The sequence below is a fragment of the Micromonospora sp. WMMD737 genome, assembly GCF_049179055.1.
GTDB classification, from domain to species: domain Bacteria; phylum Actinomycetota; class Actinomycetes; order Mycobacteriales; family Micromonosporaceae; genus Micromonospora; species Micromonospora reichwaldensis.
In genome coordinates this window covers 986363-1005652 of the sequence record NZ_JBMHMH010000001.1, presented here as the reverse complement: position 1 = coordinate 1005652, position 19290 = coordinate 986363, and the positions used below count along the sequence as shown (strand labels likewise).

21 protein-coding genes are annotated in these 19290 nt (G+C 73.3%); 7 read left to right on the top strand and 14 right to left on the bottom strand.

The features are described from left to right. Positions 1-40 precede the first annotated feature (40 nt). From ACN27A_RS03745 to ACN27A_RS03715, 7 genes are all read right to left on the bottom strand, one after another. On the bottom strand, positions 41-1039 hold the full coding sequence (locus ACN27A_RS03745) for a tyrosine-type recombinase/integrase (protein ID WP_132237620.1): 999 nt from the start codon (positions 1037-1039) through the stop codon (positions 41-43). A 141-nt stretch (positions 1040-1180) separates the two neighbouring features. Further along, the gene (locus tag ACN27A_RS03740; protein ID WP_421449818.1) at positions 1181-1762 is read right to left on the bottom strand and encodes a dihydrofolate reductase family protein; all 582 of its coding nucleotides are present in this window, start codon (positions 1760-1762) and stop codon (positions 1181-1183) included. Between the two features lie 67 nt (positions 1763-1829). Then, complete coding sequence (locus ACN27A_RS03735; protein WP_421449816.1) at positions 1830-2669, bottom strand: helix-turn-helix domain-containing protein; 840 nt, start codon at positions 2667-2669, stop codon at positions 1830-1832. Between the two features lie 118 nt (positions 2670-2787). Then, positions 2788-3219, bottom strand: a complete 432-nt coding sequence (locus ACN27A_RS03730; RefSeq protein ID WP_089000369.1) for an Hsp20/alpha crystallin family protein — start codon at positions 3217-3219, stop codon at positions 2788-2790. Positions 3220-3421: 202 nt separating this feature from the next. Beyond that, a complete protein-coding gene (locus tag ACN27A_RS03725) occupies positions 3422-3940 on the bottom strand; it encodes a DUF2087 domain-containing protein (RefSeq protein WP_421449814.1) in 519 nt (172 codons plus the stop codon). 61 nt (positions 3941-4001) lie between these two features. Beyond that, positions 4002-4634: a response regulator transcription factor gene (locus tag ACN27A_RS03720; RefSeq protein ID WP_421449811.1), complete on the bottom strand. Its 633-nt coding sequence runs from the start codon at positions 4632-4634 to the stop codon at positions 4002-4004. Further along, positions 4631-5833, bottom strand: a complete 1203-nt coding sequence (locus ACN27A_RS03715) for a sensor histidine kinase (RefSeq protein ID WP_421449809.1) — start codon at positions 5831-5833, stop codon at positions 4631-4633. Before ACN27A_RS03715 ends, ACN27A_RS03720 begins: the two co-directional genes overlap by 4 nt. 253 nt (positions 5834-6086) lie before the next feature. Between ACN27A_RS03715 and ACN27A_RS03710 the strand changes: the two genes are divergently transcribed. The 3 genes from ACN27A_RS03710 (at position 6087) to ACN27A_RS03700 (ending at position 9325) form a co-directional block, all read left to right on the top strand. Further along, positions 6087-7097 carry an ABC transporter permease gene (locus tag ACN27A_RS03710; protein ID WP_421458362.1) on the top strand — a complete coding sequence of 337 codons (1011 nt, stop codon included), beginning with the start codon at positions 6087-6089 and terminating at the stop codon, positions 7095-7097. Continuing rightward, entirely contained in the window at positions 7094-7774 is a 681-nt protein-coding gene (locus ACN27A_RS03705; RefSeq protein ID WP_421449808.1) for an ABC transporter ATP-binding protein, read from the top strand. Before ACN27A_RS03710 ends, ACN27A_RS03705 begins: the two co-directional genes overlap by 4 nt. 90 nt (positions 7775-7864) lie before the next feature. Then, complete coding sequence (locus ACN27A_RS03700; RefSeq protein WP_421449806.1) at positions 7865-9325, top strand: hypothetical protein; 1461 nt, start codon at positions 7865-7867, stop codon at positions 9323-9325. A gap of 20 nt (positions 9326-9345) precedes the next feature. On the opposite strand, the gene ACN27A_RS03695 is transcribed toward ACN27A_RS03700, so the two are convergent. From ACN27A_RS03695 to ACN27A_RS03685, 3 genes are read right to left on the bottom strand one after another with little or no spacing between them, the layout of a single operon-like run. Next, the gene (locus ACN27A_RS03695) at positions 9346-10113 is read right to left on the bottom strand and encodes an MBL fold metallo-hydrolase (protein WP_421449804.1); all 768 of its coding nucleotides are present in this window, start codon (positions 10111-10113) and stop codon (positions 9346-9348) included. A 52-nt stretch (positions 10114-10165) separates the two neighbouring features. Further along, complete coding sequence (locus tag ACN27A_RS03690) at positions 10166-11062, bottom strand: RNA polymerase sigma-70 factor (RefSeq protein ID WP_421449803.1); 897 nt, start codon at positions 11060-11062, stop codon at positions 10166-10168. 47 nt (positions 11063-11109) lie between these two features. Continuing rightward, positions 11110-12318, bottom strand: coding sequence for an NAD(P)/FAD-dependent oxidoreductase (locus tag ACN27A_RS03685; protein WP_421449802.1), 1209 nt, complete (start codon positions 12316-12318; stop codon positions 11110-11112). Positions 12319-12550: 232 nt separating this feature from the next. On the opposite strand from ACN27A_RS03685, the gene ACN27A_RS03680 reads away from it, so the two are divergent. Next, on the top strand, positions 12551-14398 hold the full coding sequence (locus ACN27A_RS03680; RefSeq protein WP_421449801.1) for an ABC transporter ATP-binding protein: 1848 nt from the start codon (positions 12551-12553) through the stop codon (positions 14396-14398). On the opposite strand, the gene ACN27A_RS03675 is transcribed toward ACN27A_RS03680, so the two are convergent. The 4 genes from ACN27A_RS03675 to ACN27A_RS03660 all read right to left on the bottom strand — a co-directional run bounded on the left by ACN27A_RS03675 (position 14376) and on the right by ACN27A_RS03660 (position 16856). Beyond that, positions 14376-14858 (bottom strand): NUDIX domain-containing protein, encoded by a 483-nt coding sequence (locus tag ACN27A_RS03675; RefSeq protein ID WP_421449799.1) that lies wholly within the window; start codon positions 14856-14858, stop codon positions 14376-14378. The two genes, ACN27A_RS03680 and ACN27A_RS03675, sit on opposite strands and share 23 nt — an antisense overlap. Before the next feature lie 494 nt (positions 14859-15352). Next, complete coding sequence (locus ACN27A_RS03670; protein ID WP_421449797.1) at positions 15353-15838, bottom strand: SRPBCC family protein; 486 nt, start codon at positions 15836-15838, stop codon at positions 15353-15355. After that, the gene (locus ACN27A_RS03665) at positions 15835-16485 is read right to left on the bottom strand and encodes an SRPBCC family protein (protein ID WP_421449795.1); all 651 of its coding nucleotides are present in this window, start codon (positions 16483-16485) and stop codon (positions 15835-15837) included. Before ACN27A_RS03665 ends, ACN27A_RS03670 begins: the two co-directional genes overlap by 4 nt. Then, positions 16482-16856: an ArsR/SmtB family transcription factor gene (locus tag ACN27A_RS03660; RefSeq protein WP_421449794.1), complete on the bottom strand. Its 375-nt coding sequence runs from the start codon at positions 16854-16856 to the stop codon at positions 16482-16484. Before ACN27A_RS03660 ends, ACN27A_RS03665 begins: the two co-directional genes overlap by 4 nt. A 215-nt stretch (positions 16857-17071) precedes the next feature. Here ACN27A_RS03660 and ACN27A_RS03655 point away from each other — a divergent pair, with 215 nt between their 5' ends. The 3 genes from ACN27A_RS03655 to ACN27A_RS03645 are packed head-to-tail and all read left to right on the top strand — an operon-like array spanning position 17072 to position 19286. Next, positions 17072-17401, top strand: a complete 330-nt coding sequence (locus tag ACN27A_RS03655) for a nucleoside triphosphate pyrophosphohydrolase family protein (protein WP_421449792.1) — start codon at positions 17072-17074, stop codon at positions 17399-17401. 38 nt (positions 17402-17439) lie between these two features. Further along, positions 17440-18390, top strand: coding sequence for a hypothetical protein (locus ACN27A_RS03650; RefSeq protein WP_421449790.1), 951 nt, complete (start codon positions 17440-17442; stop codon positions 18388-18390). 56 nt (positions 18391-18446) lie between these two features. Then, positions 18447-19286 (top strand): M55 family metallopeptidase, encoded by an 840-nt coding sequence (locus ACN27A_RS03645; RefSeq protein ID WP_421449789.1) that lies wholly within the window; start codon positions 18447-18449, stop codon positions 19284-19286. Positions 19287-19290: the final 4 nt, after the last annotated feature.

Sequence of the window (19290 nt, the reverse complement as noted above, 5' to 3'; positions counted from 1 at the left end):
ACCGGCCGGTGGATGCCACTCATCCACCGGCCACCGCACGTCAGCCGCGGCGGCGGGCCCGGGCCGCCCAGATGGCGTACGCGGGATCGCGGTCGAGGTTGTGCCGGTCCCGGTCGTAGCGGCGGGTGGTGCGCGGGTCGGCGTGGCCCATCGCGTCCTGCACGTCCTCCAGGGGCACGCCCTCGGCGCGGGCGGTGGTGGCGAACGCGTGCCGCAACGAGTGCGGCGACAGCCTCGCCCACGCCGGGATGCCGGCCGTGCGGGCCAGCCGGCGCACCAGCCGGAACATCGCGTGCCGGTCCAGTCGGGCCCCGCTGGCGGTGACCAGCAGCGGGCCGGTCAGCTCGTGCACCGCCACGCCCTGCGCGGCGGCCCGCTGGGCCAGGTACGCGTCGAGGGCGTACGCGGTGCCGGGGGTCAGGGCGCGGCGGCGGGGCCTGCCGCCCTTGCCGACGAACCGCACGCTGCGGTGGCCCCGCTCGGCGCCGAGGTCGGCCAGGTCGAGTGAGACCAGCTCCCCCACGCGCAGTCCGAGGTCGGCCAGCAACGCGATCGCGGCCCGGTTGCGGGCGGCGGTCGGCCCGGTGTCGGCCTCGGCGGCGGCGAGCAGCGCGTCGACCTCCTCGGGGGCGAGCCCGACGGTCGCGGAGTGGTCCCGGTCGATGCGGGGGCGGTCGGCGCCGGCGACCGGGTTGGCCTCGACCGCGCGCAGCTTGACCAGGAAGTCGTACCAGCTGGACAGGGCGGAGAGCCGGCGGGCGACGGTGGCGGGGGTGAGCGGCTTGCCGGTGCGCGCGCCGAGTGTCGCCTCCAGCGCCCGGCCGTACTCGTTGACGTGCAGGAAGTTCGCCTGCAACGGGTCCAGTTCGCGGGCCGCGCACCACGCGAGCCAGCCGGCGACGTCCCGCCGGTACGCGTCGCGGGTGTGCTCGGACAGCCGCCGGTTGCGCAGCCACGCCTCGGTGAAGTCGACGGGCCCCCCGGGCAGGGCCAGCGGGGTGGGCCGGCTTGGCCGCGCCGGAGCGTTCGGGGAGAGCATGTGAAAAAGGTTCTCAGCTTCGGGTCGAGAACGGGAGGAGGCGCGCCCTACGCGATCGTGCCGGACCGCCCGGTGGCCCTACAGATCGGGCGCGCGGCCCGATCGCGTCCCACCGTTCGTTCGCGAACCCGCTCGGATCGATCAACGGCGCACCCGGTAGCGCAGGTGCAGCACCCGGTTGCCCTGAATCGTCACGTCAGGATCCTCCAACAGGTGCTGCGCGTGGACCGACCCGAAGTAGCGCTTGCCGGACCCGAACACGACCGGTACGACGTCCATGCGCACCTCGTCGACCAGGCCCGCGGCAAGCGCCTGGCCACCGACGTCGCCAGCGGCGACCTCGACCATCCGGTCACCCGCAAGCTCCTGCGCCCTGGCCACGGCTGCCTCGACGCCGTCGACGAAGTGGAACGGCGCCTCGGGGTCCCAGCCCTCGGGCTGCGGCCGGTGCGTCACGACGACCACGTGGTCGACCCCGCCCGGAGGCTTCCCGTCCCAGCCGTCCGTCAGGTCGAAGACGTGGCGGCCGACGATCGTCGCCCCGATCTGGTCCCAGTACGCCCGGGTGTAGTCGTAGGACGTCTGCGACACCGTCAGCTCGCCGCTGGAGTCCAACGGCACGTCACCGCTGGACAACCAGTCGAACAGCGGTCCGGGCTGGTCGTTCTCGTCCGCGACGAAGCCGTCCACCGACACCGAGCTGTACATGACCACCATGCCCATGGGGCGCTCCTCTGCTGTGGGATGCCCCCCATGTTGACGTGTCGTGAGCTGTCGCTCTTGTAGGAAATCAATCGGCCGGCAGCGGCCAGCTGTCCAGCACGTGGCCGGGATGCTCACACAGGAACTGCCGCCGGACTGCGACGTACCGGGTCGGCGTGAGCCCGGTGAACGCCCGGAACTCGTGGCCGAAGTGGGCCTGGTCGAAGTAGCCCGCGCGACCGGCGAGCTCGCCCCAGTCGATCGGTGCGGCGGGGTCGATCGCGAGCACGGTGGCGGCGAAGCGGTAGGTGCGGGCCAGCCGCTTCGGCGTGACGCCGATGAGCTCCTTGAACCGCTGTGCCAGATGAGTACTGCTGACGCCGGCTGCCACCCTCAGGTCGCCGATCGCCACCGCCCCGCTGGTCGCCGCGATGACGCTGCTCGTACGCCGGACCAGTCCCAGGCCGGCGGTCTCGCGCAGCCGTCGTGTCAGCGCCTCCTCGAGCAGCGTCAGCATCTCGTGCGGTCCGTCCGCCGTGGCCAGCCGGTCCCGCAGCTCAGCAGTGGCGGGTCGGCCCCACACCTGCTCCACCGTCACCGGCCGGTCGCACAGCTCTACCGCGGGCATCGGCAGGAACGGCGCCAGCCCCCACGGCTTGAAGTGCACGCCGACGGACCGGGTCCGGAGCGGGTAGCCGAACTCGAAGGCGCGGGTGGGCGTGGTGACCACGCAGCCGTCGGCGTACCCGGCCGGCTCGATATCGGTGCCGGCGCGGATGCGGAACGGCGCGCCGAGGTTGACGATGAGCAACGCCGCCGGCATCGGCGGCAGCGTCAGTCGGGCGTACGGCGACGCACCCTCCAGGTAGTAAAGGTCGTCGATCAGCCCGTCCAGCGGCGGTCGCGGCACTCTGGACACGTACTCCATGCCCACAGCATCGCCGACGCCCCGCCGGTATCACGCGCCGACACGGGTCTCACCGACACCCCGAGAAGAGCGAGGGGCGGGGCGGCCGCACCGGCCGTCCCGCCCCTACCCGCCGACATCAGGCGTTGATCTCCTTGCGGCCGTTGCCGTTGGCGGTGGCCGTGACGGTGACCCGGCGGGGCTTGGCCCGCTCCGCGACGGGGATCCGCAGGGTCAGCACGCCGTTGTCGTAGCCGGCCTCGAGCTTGTCGGTGTCGAGGGTGTCGCCGAGGAAGAGCCGCCGGGTGAAGGTGCCCATCGGGCGTTCGGCGGCGACGAGCTCGACGTTCTCGCCGGCGGGCCGGCGGCGCTCGGCGCGCACGGTCAGCACGTTGCGTTCGACGGTGCAGTCGATGCTGTCCGGGTCGACGCCCGGCAGGTCGAACGCCGCGTAGAACCAGTCGCCGTCGCGGTAGGCGTCCAGGGGCATGACCGCGGGGCGCGCGGCGGTGCCGAAGAACTGCTCGGTGATCCGGTCGATCTCACGGAACGGGTCGGTGCGCATCAACATGGCCTGCCTCCTCGGTTCTCCTGGCCGAAGGTCCTTGAGTTGAGCCGGTGGGACTCAACTTCCTGTTCTTTATTTAGCGCGTTCCGGCCGCGACGTCAACTCAGGACCTTCTCGAACCAGTGCTGGGCGAAGGCGCCGTCGTTGTACGCCGGAATCTCCCGGCAGCCGTGCCGGACGTACGTCGCGGTACGCGAGCCCGCGGTCAGTCGCCGACGCGCCAGTAGACGCCCTGCTCCCGGGCCAGCAACTGCTCGTCGACCAGGTACCGGCGCAGCGCCACGTGGTCGGAGCCGCCGTCCTCGCACCAGCGCCGCAACACCTCGTCGACCGCCCGCTCCGGATAGCGCACCCCCGGCTCGAAGGACTTCGCCACGTGTGCCAGCACCACCCGCCTCCTGCCGCGCTGCGCCGGCAGGCCGGTCAGCCTGTCGTCGCGCACGAAGGTGCGCAGCACGCGGTCCGTGGCGTCGCCGGCCGGCCGGGGCGTCGCCGGCGTACGGGCCGCCTCCCGCAGCCGCTCGGCGTCGATCCGCAGGTCACCGTCGCCGCCGGTCACCAGGCCCGCGTCGACGAGCCGGCGGATCGCGGTGAGCACCTGCCGCGGCGACAGGCCCGTCCGGTCGGCCACCGCCGGGGCGTCGGCGCCGCCCAGCACGATCGCCGCGAAGACCTGCCGCCGTACGTCGTCGGCGAGTGCCCCCGCCAGAGCCTGCGCTGTCATGCCGGCCACCCTGCCAGCAGGCGTACGCGCACCGCACGTCAATTCCGCCCGCGCGGCCCGGTCACCGACGGATCAGCCCGCGGGCCCGGGCGACGGCGACGGCGGCGGTACGCGAGTCGACGTCGAGCTTGCCGTAGACGTGCACCAGGTGCGTCTTGACCGTGGCCTGGCTCAGGTGCAGCCGCTGGCTGATCTGCTGGTTGGACAGGCCGTCGGCGACGAGCTGCAGGACCTCCGTCTCGCGGCGACTCAACGCGGTGCCCGGGGCACGCACCCGTCCCATGAGGCGACGGGCGACGGCCGGGGCGAGGGCGGAACGGCCGGCGGCGGCGGCGCGCACGGCCGCCGCGAGTTCCTCGGGCGGGGCGTCCTTGAGCAGGTAGCCGATCGCACCGGCCTCCACGGCGGCGAGGATGTCGGCATCGGTGTCGTAGGTGGTCAGCACCAGCACGGCGGGGCCGCCGGGGCGGGCGGTGATGGCGGCGGTCGCCTCGGCGCCGTCCATCCCCGCGCCGAAGCGCAGATCCATGAGCACCACGTCGACCCGCTCCCCCTCGGCGAGGGCGACGGCCCGCTGCGCGGTCGCAGCCTCGGCGACCACCTCGAAGTCCGGCTCGGTGTCCAGGACGGCGCGCAGCCCGGCCCGTACGACCGGATGGTCGTCGGCCAGCAACAGGCGGACCGGACCGCTCACGCGCCCGCCTCCTCGGTGCCCGGGCGCGCGAAGCCGACGGCCAGCCGGGCACCGCACCCGGGCGCCGACTCCACGGTCAGGTTGCCGCCCAGCTCCTCGGCCCGGGCCCGCATGGCGGCCAGCCCGAACCCGCCGTCGCCGCCCGGCCGGTCGCCGGGCGCGCCCACGTCGAAGCCACACCCGTCGTCGACCACGTCGAGGACGATGGCGCGCGCGCCGTACCGCAGCGTCACGTCGGCGCGCCGCGCCCCGGCGTGGCGCACGGTGTTGGCCAACGCGGACTGCGCGATCCGCAGCAGCGCCACCTCGTGGCGGGTCGGCAGACGCACCACCGTCCCGTCGACCCGCAGGCGGACGGTCAGCCCGGACGCGGCGGCGGTCGCGTCACACAGCCGCCGCAGCGCCGCCGGCAGCGAAGCGCCGTCGAGACCCGGCGGTGTCAGGGCGCGTACGAACCGGCGCGCCTCGACGAGGTTGTCCTGCGCGGTGCGGCGGGCCTGCTCGACGTGGCCCGCCGCCACGTCGAGCCGGTCGGGGAACCCACGCTGGGCGGCACGCAGCAGTAGTTGGATGCTCGACAACCCCTGGGCGAGGGTGTCGTGGATCTCGCGGGCCAGGCGTTCCCGCTCGGCGAGGACTCCGGCGGCGTGCTCGGCGGCGGCCAGTTCGGCGCGGGTGGCGCTCAGCTGCTCGATCAACCGCCGGCGGCGCTCGCTCTCCCGGTACAACGCCTGGTAGCCGAGGACCGTGCCCACCGACACCGCGGCGCCGATGGCGGGACCGATCACCGCGCCCGGCGTGAGCGCCCCCTGGTGGCCGGCCACACCGGCGACCGCCGCCACGGTCGTCGCCGCCACCGCCACGATCCCCCAGCGCACGGGCAGCAGGTGCAGATACAGCAGGAACAGCGGAAACGCGAACCACACCCCGTCCGGGGTCAGGGCCAGCAGCACCAGCCACCCGCCGGTCAGCACCGCCAGCCAGGCCAGCGCGGCAGGTCGGTGTCGGCGCACCAGCGGCAGCGCCGCCCCGACGGCGTAGACGACGGCCAGCGCCACGGCCGCGGCGAGCACGGCGGCACGCGGCGGGCCCGGCCCGGTGACGGCACGCATGGCGGCCACCGCGAGGAGGAGCCCGACCAGCAGGTGCAGGCAGCCGCGCAGCACCCGCAGCGGACGAGCGAGCGATTCCGCGTTCACGATGCCTCCAGGCTAGGACGCCGACGGCCGCCGCCATCAACCAAAAGGTTGATCCCGACGTACGCAGTGCGATGCCCCGAGACCGATCGGCGGCGCGATGGCGCCGGCCGCCATCCGGACGACGGTTGGTGCCGGGCCGCCACCGCGGCTTCCAGACACCTACCGGAAGGCTGATGCGATCGTGTTCGTCGCGTGGAGAGATCTACGGTTCGCCAAGGGCCGCTTCGCCCTGATGGGAACGGTCGTGACGCTGATGACGCTGCTGGTGGTCCTGCTGTCCGGACTGACCGCCGGCCTGGGGCGTGGCAGCACCTCGGCGATCAGCGACCTGCCCGCCGACCACCTCGTGTTCTCCGCCCCGGCCGACGGGCAGAAGCTCTCGTTCACCGAATCCACCGTCAGCCGCGAGCAGTGGTCGCGCTGGCAGGACGTCCCGGGGGTGAGCGCCGCCGCGCCGCTGGGAATCGCCACCGCCCGCGTCGACGCGGGCGAGCGCAGCGCCGCGCTGTCCGTGTTCGGCGTCCCGCCCGGCTCGGGCCTGGCACCCGCCACCCTCGCCACCGGACGGGCCGTGCTGTCGCGGGGCGCGGCCGACGCGCTGCACGCCCGGCCCGGACAGACCGTGTCCGTCGGCACCCACCGCCTCACCGTCGACGCGGTGGCCGGCGACGCCTCCCACAGCCACACCCCGGTGATCTGGACCGACCTGCACGACTGGCAGGCCCTGGCCCCCGGCGCCGGCGGCGACGCCGCGACAGTCGTGGCGCTGCGCACCACCCGCGACGCCGACCTGGCCGCCGCCGACCGACACCTGCACACCCGTACGGTCACCCGCACGCGGGCACTGTCCGCGATCGGCTCCTACACCGCCGAGAACGGGTCGCTGCAACTGATGCGCGGGATGCTGTTCGGGATCTCCGCCCTGGTCGTCGGCGCGTTCTTCACCGTGTGGACCATCCAGCGCGCCCCCGACGTCGCCGTGCTGAAGGCGCTCGGCGCCACCACCGGCCACCTGCTGCGTGACGCTCTCGGGCAGGCCCTGGTGCTGCTGCTCGCCGGCACCGCCGCCGGCACCGCCGCCGGCACCGCGCTCGCGGTCGCGCTCGGCGCCGCGGCGGCGGGCACGGTGCCGTTCGCGCTCACCGCCGAATCGGTGCTGTTCCCGGCCGCCGTGACGATCGCGCTCGGTGCGGCCGGCGGCGCCCTGTCCATCCGCCGCATCACGTCCGTCGACCCGCTGATCGCCCTGGGGAGCGCCCGATGAGCCTCGCACTCGCCGACGTCACGCTGACCTACCCCGACGGCGACGCCCGGCTGACCGCGCTCGACCGGGTCAGCCTGCGCGTGCCGGCGGGCAGCACCACCGCCGTCATCGGCCCCTCCGGCTCCGGCAAGTCGAGCCTGCTGGCGGTGGCCGCCACCCTGATCACCCCCGACTCGGGAACGGTGCTCGTCGCCGGCACCGACACCGCGGGGCTAGGCCGCGCGGGCATGGCCGCGCTGCGGCGGGAGAAGATCGGAATCGTCTTCCAGCAACCCAACCTCATCGCCTCGCTGACCGCCGCCGAACAGTTGCAGGTGATCGCCCACCTCGCCGGCGGTTCCCGCCGCGCCGGCCGCGCCCGCGCCGCCGAACTGCTGGCGGCGGTGGGGCTCACCGGCCAGGCCGCCCGTCGCCCGCACCAGCTCTCCGGCGGGCAGCGCCAGCGGGTCAACATCGCCCGCGCCCTGATGAACGATCCCGCGGTGCTGCTGGTCGACGAACCCACCAGCGCGTTGGACCACGAGCGCGGCGCGGCGATCGTCGAGCTGGTCACCGACCTCACCCGCCAGAGGGGCACCGCCACCGTCCTGGTCACCCACGACCGGGAGCACCTGCACCGCGTCGACGCGGTCGCCGAGATGATCGACGGCCGGCTGCACCTGCCGACCCCGGCCTGAGCGCCCGCTGCGCAGCTCCGGCGCTGCGCGGCGGCCCCCGGTGCGGCAGAGTGACACCGTTGGCCGGCGAGCGGGGAAGGGCGGTTGCGCGTGGAGGGTCCGACCGGGGTGGTGTTCCCGAAGACCGACGCGGGACGCAGTACGTCCGCGCTCGGGCGGGCGGTCGTCGCCGACGCCCTGCGCGCCGTCGATCCGGTCGGCGCGCGCTCGGCGGCACACGAGACCAACTGGCGCCACGGTTACCTCGGGCACTTCCGGCGGCTCGTCGAGGCCGGACTGCTCTCCCGCGAGGCCGCGGTGACGATCGCCCGCGACGGGCTGGCCTCGCTGCACCGCCGGATGGCCGTGGTGCGCGCCGACGGCACCGAGACCGGCCTCGGCGAGGTGTTCGACGCGCCCACCGAGGTCGCGCCGCTGCGCACGGCGACGGTGGCCGGCACCGGCGAGGTCGACCGCGAGTTCTCCCTGCCGTACCGGGGCCGGCGGCTGCGCGGCGACGAGCTGCGCCGCCGGCTCGACGCGTGGGTGACCGCCGGCGTCGTCGAGCCCACCTGCGCCGAGGCGGTACGCGCCGTCGTGGCCAACCCGGACTGGCTCGACCTGCGCGACCAGCGCATCGTGGTGCTCGGCGCGGGCGCGGAGATGGGCCCGCTGCCGTCCGTGCTGCGCTGGGGCGGCGACGTCGTCGCGGTCGACCTACCGCGACCGGAGATCTGGCGGCGCCTGCTGGACACGACGCGCCGCAGCGGCGGCCGGCTGCACCTGCCCGTCCCCGCCGGCACCGACCCCGACGACGGCGCGTTGGCCGCCCGGGCCGGCGCCGACCTGCTGCACAACCTTCCGCAGGTGGCCGACTGGCTGCTCGGCGTCGACGGCCGGCTCGTGCTGGGCAACTACGTCTACGCCGACGGCGCGACCAACGTCCGGGTCGCCACGGCGGTCGACGCGCTCACCCTCCGGTTGCAGGACCGCCGCGACGACGTGGCGCTCGCGTTCCTGGCCACCCCCACCGACGTCTTCGCCGTCCCCGGCGACGCGGTGCGCCACGCCGAACGCGGCTACGCGGCGCGCGGCGTCGTCCGCCGCTCATTGCGGGTCGCCTCCGGCGGCCGGCTCCTGCACCGCAACTACCCGCCGGGCGTGGACCCGGGCGTCAACGACAGCCTCGTCCCCCAGCAGGGCCCCAACTACGCGCTGGCGAAGCGCCTGCAACGGTGGCGGGCGACGGTGGCCCGCGACGGCGGGGCGACCGTGTCGTTCACCGTCGCCCCGCCCACCCGCACCCGCTCGGTGCTGCGCAACCGGGCGCTGGCCGCCGCGTACGCCGGTGCGCACCGCTTCGGCATCGAGGTGTTCGACCCGGCCACCAGCAACACGCTGATGGCCGCGCTACTGGTGCACCACCTGCGTGCGGGCGCTCCGGCGCTGGCGCACCCGTGGCAGGACGAGGCGTACGGCGCCGCGCACGGTGGACTGTGGCGGGTGCCGTACGCCCCGCGCAGCGCCCTCGGCCTCGCCGTCCTGCTCGGACTCGGCGGCGCGCGGACCTGACCTGCCCCGGGGTCGGCCGCTCAGCTCAGCTGGAGTCGGTCGGCCAGGTCGGCCCGGCCGAACGCGGCGACCACGTCGTCGCGCCCCTCGGTGAAGTGGGCCCAGCTGTCCACGTGCACCGGCACGACCCGCCGCGCGCCCAGGATGCGGGCGGCCTCGACGGCCTGGGCGCTGTCGAGGGTGAGCAGCGCGCCATCGAACATGGGGGTACGCACGGCCCCGGCGAACAGCACGGCGGTGTCGACCGGCCCGAAGCGCTCCGCGATCTGCCGCACCAGGTCCAGCGAGGCGTTGTCGCCGCTGACGTAGACCGTGGGCAGGCCGGCGGCGGTCAGGACGAACCCGACGACCTCGCCGGTGAGCGGCTCGCAGCCCACCGGGCCGTGCCGGGCGGGCACGCCCGTCACCGTCACGGTGCCACCGCCGGGGCGCTCCAGCTCGACGGACTCCCACGGCGCCAGGCCCCGGGCGGTGCCGCCGAGACGACCCGCGCCGCTGGGAGTCGTCACGGTCAGGGCGACGTCGGCCAGCAGGGCCCGACCGGCGTGGTCGAGGTTGTCGGGGTGCTGGTCGTGGGAGAGCAGCACCGCGTCGACGGGGCCGAGGTCGGCCGCGCTGGCGGCGGCGGGGGCCGTCTTGGTCAGGACCATGCCGGGACCCAGCGGGTAGTCGCCGGGGGCGTCGAAGGTCGGGTCGGTCAGGAACCTGAGGCCGCCGTACTCGATGAGGGCGGTCGGGCCGCCGAAGACGCGGACGGGGACGGTCGTCGTGCTGGTGTCGGTCACCACGGTTCCTCACGGTCGGGGGATGGCTCTGCCGTGAGGAACCGTAATCGACTGTTCATCTCAGGGTGAGCGGGGTCGCCGACCGGATGCGGGTCAGCTTCTCCGGGTTGCGGACGTAGTAGAGGCCGGTGATCCGTGCGTCCTCGACCCGCAGCGCCAGCACGCCGTCGATCTCGCCGTCGAGGCGTACGAGCAGTGCCGGGTTGCCGTTGACCGCGGTCGGCCCGCTGGTGAGCAGGCCGTCGAGTCTGCGCAGACCACCGAGGAACATGCGAGCCACCTTCTGCGCCCCCGTGACCGGCCGCAATGCGGCCTGCATGACGCCACCGCCGTCGCTGACCAGGACGACCTCCGGGGCGAGCACGTCGAGCAGGCCCCGCAGGTCCCTGGTCTCGATCGCGCGTCGGAACGACTCCAGAGCCGCCCGGGCCTCGCTCGGGGAGACCACCCGACGGGGACGGCGGGCGTCGACGTGCTGGCGGGCGCGGTGCGCGATCTGCCGGACGGCCGCGGGGCTCCGGCCGACGGCGGCGGCGATCTCGTCGTAGCCGACCTCGAACGCCTCCCGCAGCACGAACACGGCGCGCTCGGTCGGCGACAGCGTCTCCAGGACGAGCATCAACGCCATCGACACGCTCTCGGCGAGCTCGACGTCCAGGGCCACGTCCGGCGCGGTGAGCAGCGGCTCGGGCAGCCACGGGCCGACGTAGGCCTCCCTGCGGCGCTTCATCGCGCGCAGCCGGTTGAGCGATTGCCGGGTCGTGATCCGGACCAGGTAGGCGCGCCCGTCGCGTACCTGGTCCATGTCGACCCTGACCCACCGCAGCCAGGTCTCCTGCAGGACGTCCTCGGCGTCGGCCGCCGACCCGAGCATCTCGTACGCGACGGTGAAGAGCAGGTTGCGGTGGGCGACGAAGGTCTCGGTCGCCGCGTCGGTCCCGTGGTCGCTCATGTCCCCCCTGCGCTCCTTCGCGGTCGGCCCTCGGTGGTCGAGGGCTCTCATGACGGCCGGGCCGCCCGTGCGGTGCTGGCCGTCGCCTCGACGCGCCCGGTCCGCAGCAACTGCTGGCGCGTGTCGTCCTTGATCCGCACGGCGAGCGAACCGGGCCTGCGTGCCTCGTACGCCAACTGCCAGACGATGCTCCGGCACACGAGTTCCTTGAGCTTCGCGGCCGGGCGGCCGCCGAGGTGCAGTCGCACCGCGGTGTCGTTCCTGCGGGAGAACTGGAACAGGCCGGCGCGACGCCCCAGGCTGACGCACTGGCCGGCGAAGCCCACGTGGACCGGCGCGGGCTGCTCACCCGCGAGCCGGCTGAGCACCGTCTCGGCGGCCTGCGGGCCAAGCTGCATCGCGGCCTGGCAACTCATCCGGAACGGCAGGTCCGACGGCGCCGCGGAGTCCCCGGCCGCGACGATGCGCGCGTCGTCCACGCTCGTCAGCGTCTCGTCCGTGAGTAGCCGGCCCGACGCGTCGGTGCTCAGCCCGCTGCGGCGGGCCAGGTCCGGCACGCCGAATCCGGCGGTCCAGATGGTCACCGCGCTCGGCAGCCGGCGACCGCCACCGAGCCGCACGGCATCGCCGGCGACGGCCGTCACCGTGGCGTCGGGGCCGTCGAGCACGGTCACCCCGAGCCGGGCGAGCCGCACGGCCACCGAGCGCCGAACCCGAGGATGCAGGTACGGACCGAGCACCGCACCGCAGACCAGGGTCACGGCGCGTCCCGCCTCCGCCAGCTCGGCGGCGGTCTCGATGCCGGTCGGGCCCCCGCCGACCACCGTCACCGGGGCCCCGGCGGGGGCGGCGGCGAGGACGGGCCGCAACCGCTGGGCCTCCTCCAGGCTCGCCACCGGGTAGGCGAACTCGGCCGCCCCGGGCACGTCCGGCGCGGCGCTGCCGCTGCCCACCGCGTAGACCAGGTAGTCGTAGCCGACCGTGCCGCCCGCCGCCAGCGTCACGCGGCGATCCACAGCGTCGATCCGGGTCACGCTGTCGACGACCAGCCGCACGCGCCCGGCCAGGACGTCCCGGTAGTCGACGACCGCGTCGTCGGTCCCACCCACCAACTGGTGCAGGCGGATCCGCTCGACGAAGGTCGACCTCGGGTTGATCAGGGTCACTGTCACGTCGTCGCGCCGGGTCAGGCGATTGGCCGCCATGACGCCCGCGTATCCGCCGCCGATCACGACGACATCGGTGTTCCCGTTCATGGTGTCTCCTCCGTTTCCTGGGCCTTCGGTCTCAAGACACCGCGTGACCGACCGTTGTGACAGGCGTGGGCCAGATCACTGCCCGGGGCCCGGCGCGAAATGGAAGGCGGCGCGCCGCGATGTCGCCTAGCCTCGCGAGCACACCCACCCGAGACGAAGCGGAGATCGATCATGAGGACGTCCGGCGGTTTCCCCGGTTCCCTGTCCGTCTCCGCCGCCGGAAAGGCAGTTCGTGTTCGGTCTGTTCGAAAACCCTGTTGATCCCTTCCCGACCGGCGACGACCGCACCCCGGCCGCCGGCGCCCGGCGGTTCCTCCTGGAGGAGTTGCGCCCGCTACGACCGGTCGTGACGGCGGCCGTCGCCACCACCGTCCTGGCCGCCGCGATCGAGGTGTGGCTCATCGGGTACGCCGGACGCCTCGTCGACACGCTCGCCGCCGCGAACCCGGAGCGGCTCTGGGCCGACCACGGCACCGGGTTGCTCACCGTCGCCGTGTTCGTGCTGCTGTTCAGGCCGCTGATACACCTCGTCGGCGAGGCGCTCGACGACATCGCGTTCCGCGCCAACGCCCGCCCGCTCGCCCGCTGGCGGGCACACCGGCACGTGTCCCGGCAGTCCGTCGGCTGGTTCCGCGCCGACCTCGCCGGACGCATCGCCACCCTGGTACGCGACGGTGGCGAAGCCGCCAGCACCGCCGCGTACTCGGTCGTGCACACGCTGGTGTTCGTGATCGCCTACATCGCCGGCTCGGTGTGGCTGATGTCCACGATCGACGTGCGCCTGCTGCTCCCGCTGGGGGCCTGGATCCTGGCGTACGCGCTGCTCATGCGGTGGATCGTGCCGCGCTACCGGCGCGCGTCGGAGCGCCTGCAGGACGCGGAGTCCGCGCTGACCGGCCTGCTCGTCGACTCGTACGGCAACGTCGACACGCTCGCGTTGCTCGGCGGCCAGGACAGCCGCACCGCGCACGACCGCCGCGTGTTCGCGCTGTCCAGGCGCGCACACCTGGACCTGCAGCGGGTCGAGGTGACGATCAACGGCACCATGATGGCGCTCAGCAGCGCGCTGCTCGTCGGACTGGTCGGATACGGGATTGTGCTCTGGCGTACCGATGCCGCGCCCCTGGGTCTCGTCGCGGCCGCGCTGGCGCTCAGCTTCCGGATCACCGCGATGGCCGAGTGGCTCCTGGACGCCGTGTCGTCGCTGTTCGGGTCCGTCGGCGCGCTCCGGCGGGCCCTGCGGACCGTCGCGCAACCGCTCGCGGTCGCGGACAAACCCCGGACGACCCAGCTGCGGGTTCGGGGCGGAGCCATCACCTTCGCGCAGGTCAGCCACCACTACGGCCGCGGCGGGGGCGGGCTCGACCGGCTCAGCCTCGACGTCGCCGCCGGTGAGCGCGTCGGCATCGTCGGCAGGTCGGGTGCGGGCAAGTCCACGCTGGTCGGACTGCTGCTGCGGTTCCACGACGCGGAGTCCGGCACGATCATGATCGACGGCACCGACATCACGGACGTGACGCAGGAGAGCCTGCGCGGCCAGATCGCCATGGTCGGTCAGGAGGCCACCCTGCTGCACCGCTCGGTCCGGGAGAACATCGCCGGCCCCGACGCCGACGACGCCCGGGTCGAAGCAGCGCTACACCGGGCGTGCGCCGACCGGTTCGTGGCCACGCTGACGGACGCGGACGGTCGGACCGGCCTGGACGCGCACGTCGGTGAACGCGGCGTACGCCTCTCCGGTGGCCAGCGGCAGCGGATCGCGCTGGCCCGCGCGTTCTACCGCGACGCGCCGATCCTGGTCCTGGACGAGGCCACGTCCGCGCTCGACTCCGAGGCGGAGGCCGCCATCCACGACACGCTCAGCGAGGTGATGACCGGCCGTACGGTGATCGCGATCGCCCACCGGCTCTCCACCATCGCCCGGATGGACCGGATCGTGGTCCTCGACGCCGACCGCATCGCCGAGCAGGGCACCCACGCCGAGCTGCGGGCACGCGGCGGGCTCTACGCGGAGCTGTGGTCGCGGCAGTCCGGCGGCTTCCTCGGCACGGCCGCGGTCAGTGCCGCAGCGCTCCCGTGACCTCGATCGGCTCCACGTGCCCGGTGAGCGGCGCACGACGGTGCAACGCGAGCCCGACGTCGACGACGACGGACCGGTCCAGGGCGCCCACCCGCGACAGGGGAATCCACCGCGCCAGGTCGGTCGAACCGGCCGTCTCGTCACGAAGCTCACCGCCGGTGACGCGTACGCGGTAGAAGACGCCCACGCTGTGCAACTCGGCGCCGTCGGGGCCGCCCCACTCGACGTACCGCGCCCGCGAGTCCACCCCGAGCAACTGCTCGACCTGGACCTCGTAGCCCGTCTCCTCGGCCACATCGCGAACGACCGCGTCGAACGGATCCTCGGCGTGCTCGACCTTCCCACCGGGCAGCGTCCAGTGTCGCTGGGACCCGTCGGGCGACACGTACCGGGCGAGGAGGAGGTGTCCGTCGCGCAGGCACACGCCGTACGCGGCGACCCGCAGCCGTTGCGCGACCACTCAGCTTCCCTTCCGAACCCGACAACCGACCGCTCGCCATCCGATGCCCGCATGTCAGGCGCGGCACCCCAGGGTAGTCGCGTGGAACGGGACGCCAGACGACCGGACAGTGCCCCAGCCGGGCACGCGCCGTCGAGCAGCGCATAACAGTCATTATGATGTGCGCCCGATTTGCCCCCTTCGTGCCGGCTGGTTGCTGGTTTATCGTTACCGGTAATCCTATAATGCGCCACGACGTCGCCCGGTCTCGTCTCGGATGAGCTGAGGCACCGAAGGTCCTCGCCACGTGGCGGGCCCGGGCGGCGGTGGGGTCACCGTTGACGCGGCCATCCGCCGCTGGGCGCCGTGGCGCTCTGCCTGACGAACCGGGCTGGCTGCGCAAGGCCCTGCCGTTGAACGCCGAAGAACCGGACGAGGACGAGGAAGCAGCGCTCTGAGCAGGTTGAGCGCGGCAGGATCGAATCCGCGGCCGTCGATCAGGCGGTGTCGTCGTCCTAGTGGTCGGCGACGTCCGTCCCCTGTTCGGCGAACGCCTTGAAGTCCTGCATGTGCTGCCGGGACTGCTTCCGGAAGATGCCGGGCATCAGACGCCCCATCAGCCGCATCAGCAACCCGTCGAACCGGAACTCGCTTTCGCTCTCCCAGAGTGTCGTGTCCGGGCCGGCGTCGATGATCCGGTCGCGCTGGGCCTGCCACATGCCCTCGCCGACGATCTCGCGGTCGTAGTGCACGACGATCGAACTGGGGATGGCGTGCAGGTCTGCAGGTTCCAGGCGCGTGATGGTCTCGGTGGCCTCCATCCTCTGCTTCCCCATCTGAAACACGACGCGCGAGGTGGTGCCGACCTTGCCATGCACCCCGTTCACCGGCTCGTGCAGTACCAGGCCGCGCAGCCACTTCGGCATGTACGCCGGGTCGGCGACCAGCTGGACCACCTTCTCGCGGGGCAGGCCGATCTCGATCGAGGTGGTGTACTTCATCGCGCGTTCCTTTCGGGGGCGTAGAACGCGGTGGTGGCCTCGACCGCGGACGCGACCTTGTCCGGATCGCCGCCGGCGGCCAGATGAGCTCCGCCCCATGCCGCGGCGCTGCGCCGAACGAACTCGCGCCCCTCGGGCAAGTGCCGGAACTCCTCGTGGTCGAGGGTCTCGCCGTCGGCCAGGAACCGGGCCAGGGTGAGGAGATGCAGGTCCCAGCCCACGCCGCCCGCACCGGGGCCGTAGGTCGGGAACATGGGCTCCCCGACGGCCGCGGCATGGACCAGCTCGAGCTCTGTGTCCCCGGCAGGGCCCGGGGACAGGCGCACCTCGACCTCGCTCGTACCCGGCCACTCGTCGGCGTCCGGTCCGAAGAGCCAGGACACCCGCAGCCGCCGCGGCGGGTCGCACCGGAGGATCTCGCCGTGCTCGCCGCCGTCCAGTTCGAACGACCCGCCGAGCCGCAGGTCCCCGGTGACCGGCTTCAACCAGCGGCCCAGTCGCTCGGGGTCGGTGATGGCGTTCCACACGTCGTCGACCGGCGCGTCGTAGCGACGCCGCAGCTCCATCGTGTACGCGTCTCCGGCGGGCAGGGTCGCTGCGCCCATCGTCCGGCGCGCCGCGGCCAGTTCGTCCAGTACGTCCTTCATATCGTGTTCCTTTCGCTGGTGGATCGGGTCTTGCCAACACCTGAGGTCCGGGATGCGCGTCTGCCGCGGGCCAATTCAGTTCCCAGGGCATCGAGCCGCTGATCCCAGAACCCACGAAACCGGTCCAGCCACACGTCAACCTCGCTCAGCGGGGAGGGGTCGACGGCGTAGAACCGGCGAGCCCCCTCAGCCCGGACCGACGCGAATCCGCTCTCACGCAGAACGCGCAGATGCTGGGAGACAGCCGGCTGGGACAGTGCGAACTCGGCCCGAATCACCTCCGTGATCGCGCCCGAGGTCTGCTCACCGTCGGCGAGAAGCTCGAGAATGCGCCGGCGCACCGGGTCACCGAGGATGTCGAAAGCGTGCACGACGAGGACCGTACCAGGTGTGACTTATATAAGCTAAGGCTGGAACTCCTCGCTGCGGTGTCGACGCCCAACGGGACACCATCTCAACAACCACCGGGCACCGTGAAGATCAACTAATTGCCCCCTGGTGTCGCGGTTGTCACCAACACACCTTCCTGCGGTCGGGGGGAGAGCCGACTGCGCGGGTGGGAGGGATTCGTCCATACTGGTCCGCCATGGACCTGAACGAGTACCAGCGCGGAGCCCTGCGCACGGCCGCCCCGCGTGACAAGAAGAACGAACTGCTCCACCTGGTGCTCGGGCTGGTCGGCGAGTCCGGTGAGGTCGCCGAGAAGTTCAAGAAGTGGGTACGAGACCTCGACAGCGACGAGTCGCGCATCGACCGGGCCGACATCGCCAAGGAACTCGGTGACGTCCTCTGGTACGTGGCGGTGCTCGCCGACTACCTCGATCTGTCGTTGGACGACATCGCGACCGCCAACCTGGCCAAGCTGGCCAGCCGCCAGGGTCGTGGCGTGCTGGGCGGCAGCGGCGACAACCGCTGAGCCGGAGGTTGACGTACCGCCTGGCTACCATGCTCCCCATGATCGAGGAACTGGTCCGGGCGGCCGGAGCCGGCGACGACGCCGCGCTCGAGGAGCTGAACGAGATCGCCGCCGCCGAGCCGGCACGCCTCACTGGACACCTGAGTCTACTGCTCGACGCGGGCGTGCTGTGGCCGCCGACCCTGTACCGCGGCGCGACCGGAGACGTGGTCCGCCGGATCGTCGACGACGTCGACGCCGGCCAGTCCCCCCTCCGGCTCAACCATCTGCTGCTCATCCTCGCGCACACCCGCGACCCGCACGCCGAGCAGGCCCTGCGACGATGGCAGGAACAGCCGCCCACCGGCGCGGACAAACTGCACGCAGGAGCGCTGGCCTATGCCCGCGACGCAGGTTGGACGGTCGCCCCCGACGGCAGCCGCCGGGAGCTGTGCGCACCTTCGGCGTACCGGTTGGTCATGAACGAGGTGTCGCGGCCCGCCGGCGAACCCACCTGTCCGTGGTGCGCCTCCCCGCTGTGGACCATCGCCGATCTCGACACCTGCACCGGCGAGGTGGGTGAGGTCCTGGCCCACACCGGCTGGGCAGGCCGGCTGAGGATCGTGACCTGCCACCTCTGCGCCTGCTACACCACGCTGTACTGCCAGGTCACGCCCGACGGCGACGCCGTCTGGTGGGAGGGCAACAGCCGCCCGGACTGGGCGCCGGTCACGACGCAGCCGGAGGACCCGCCGGCCGTGCTTCCCGCCGTCGGCCCCCGCCGGGGAACGCCGTTCGAGGCCAGCGCGTGGGACGAGGGCGGTTCGACCCTGGGCGGCCATCCCGACTGGATCCAGGACGCCGAGCACGTGGGCTGCCCCGCCTGCCGGCAGCCGATGGACTATCTCGGCCTGGTCGGCGGGGCCGACGTGGACTTCGGTGAGGGCGCCTACTACCTGCACCTGCACGCGCCCTGCGGCCTCGCGGCGGTGAACTACCAGCAGAGCTGACCGCAGCGCGCTCGCGGGGCCCCCTGCGGCCCGATCCGCGTCGGTACGGTGAGGCGATGACGACGGAACCCACGGTGCTGATCTCGGCCGACATGGAGGGCATCTCGGGGATCGTCCACCCGACGGAGACGAATCCGGGTGGCTACGACTACGAGCGCTCCCGCAGGCTGATGACGGCCGAGGTGAACGCGGCCATCCTTGGTGTGCTCGACGCGGAGCCGGACGCGGACGTGCTGGTGGCGGACGCGCACGGACCCTTCCGCAACCTCCTGCCCGAGGAACTCGACCGCCGGGCGCGACTCGTCCGCGGCAAGCCCCGCCCTCTGAGCATGGTCGCCGGGCTCGGGATGGGCGCCGACGCGCTGCTGCTCGTCGGGTACCACGCGCGCGCCGGTGCGGGGCCGGCGGTGCTGGCCCACACCATGAGCGACGCGGTGCTCGACGTACGGCTCAACGGGCGGCCGACGGGCGAGATCGGCATGAACGCCGCCGTCGCGGGGCACTTCGGCGTGCCCGTGGTGCTGCTCAGCGGTGACGACGTCGCGTGTGCCGAGCTGCGCGACCTGGTCCCCGAGGCGGTGACCGTCGAGGTGAAGAGCGCGCTGGGCCAGGCGGCGGCGGTGACGCTGCACCCCGCTGAGGCCCAGGAGCGCCTTCGGCGCGCAGCCGCCACGGCGGTGTCACGGCGCGCGCAGGTGCCGCCGCTGACCCTCGCCGGGCCCGTCGACGTCGAGGTCGACCTGTACAGCCCGACGACGGTGGACCAGGCGACGCTGGTGCCTGGCTTCGCCCGCGCCCCCGGCGCGCGTACGGTGACGTTCACCGGCCAGGACATGGTCGAGGTGAACCGGGGGGTGCAGCTGCTCGTGCAGCTTGGCCAGATCAAGCCCGGCTGACCTC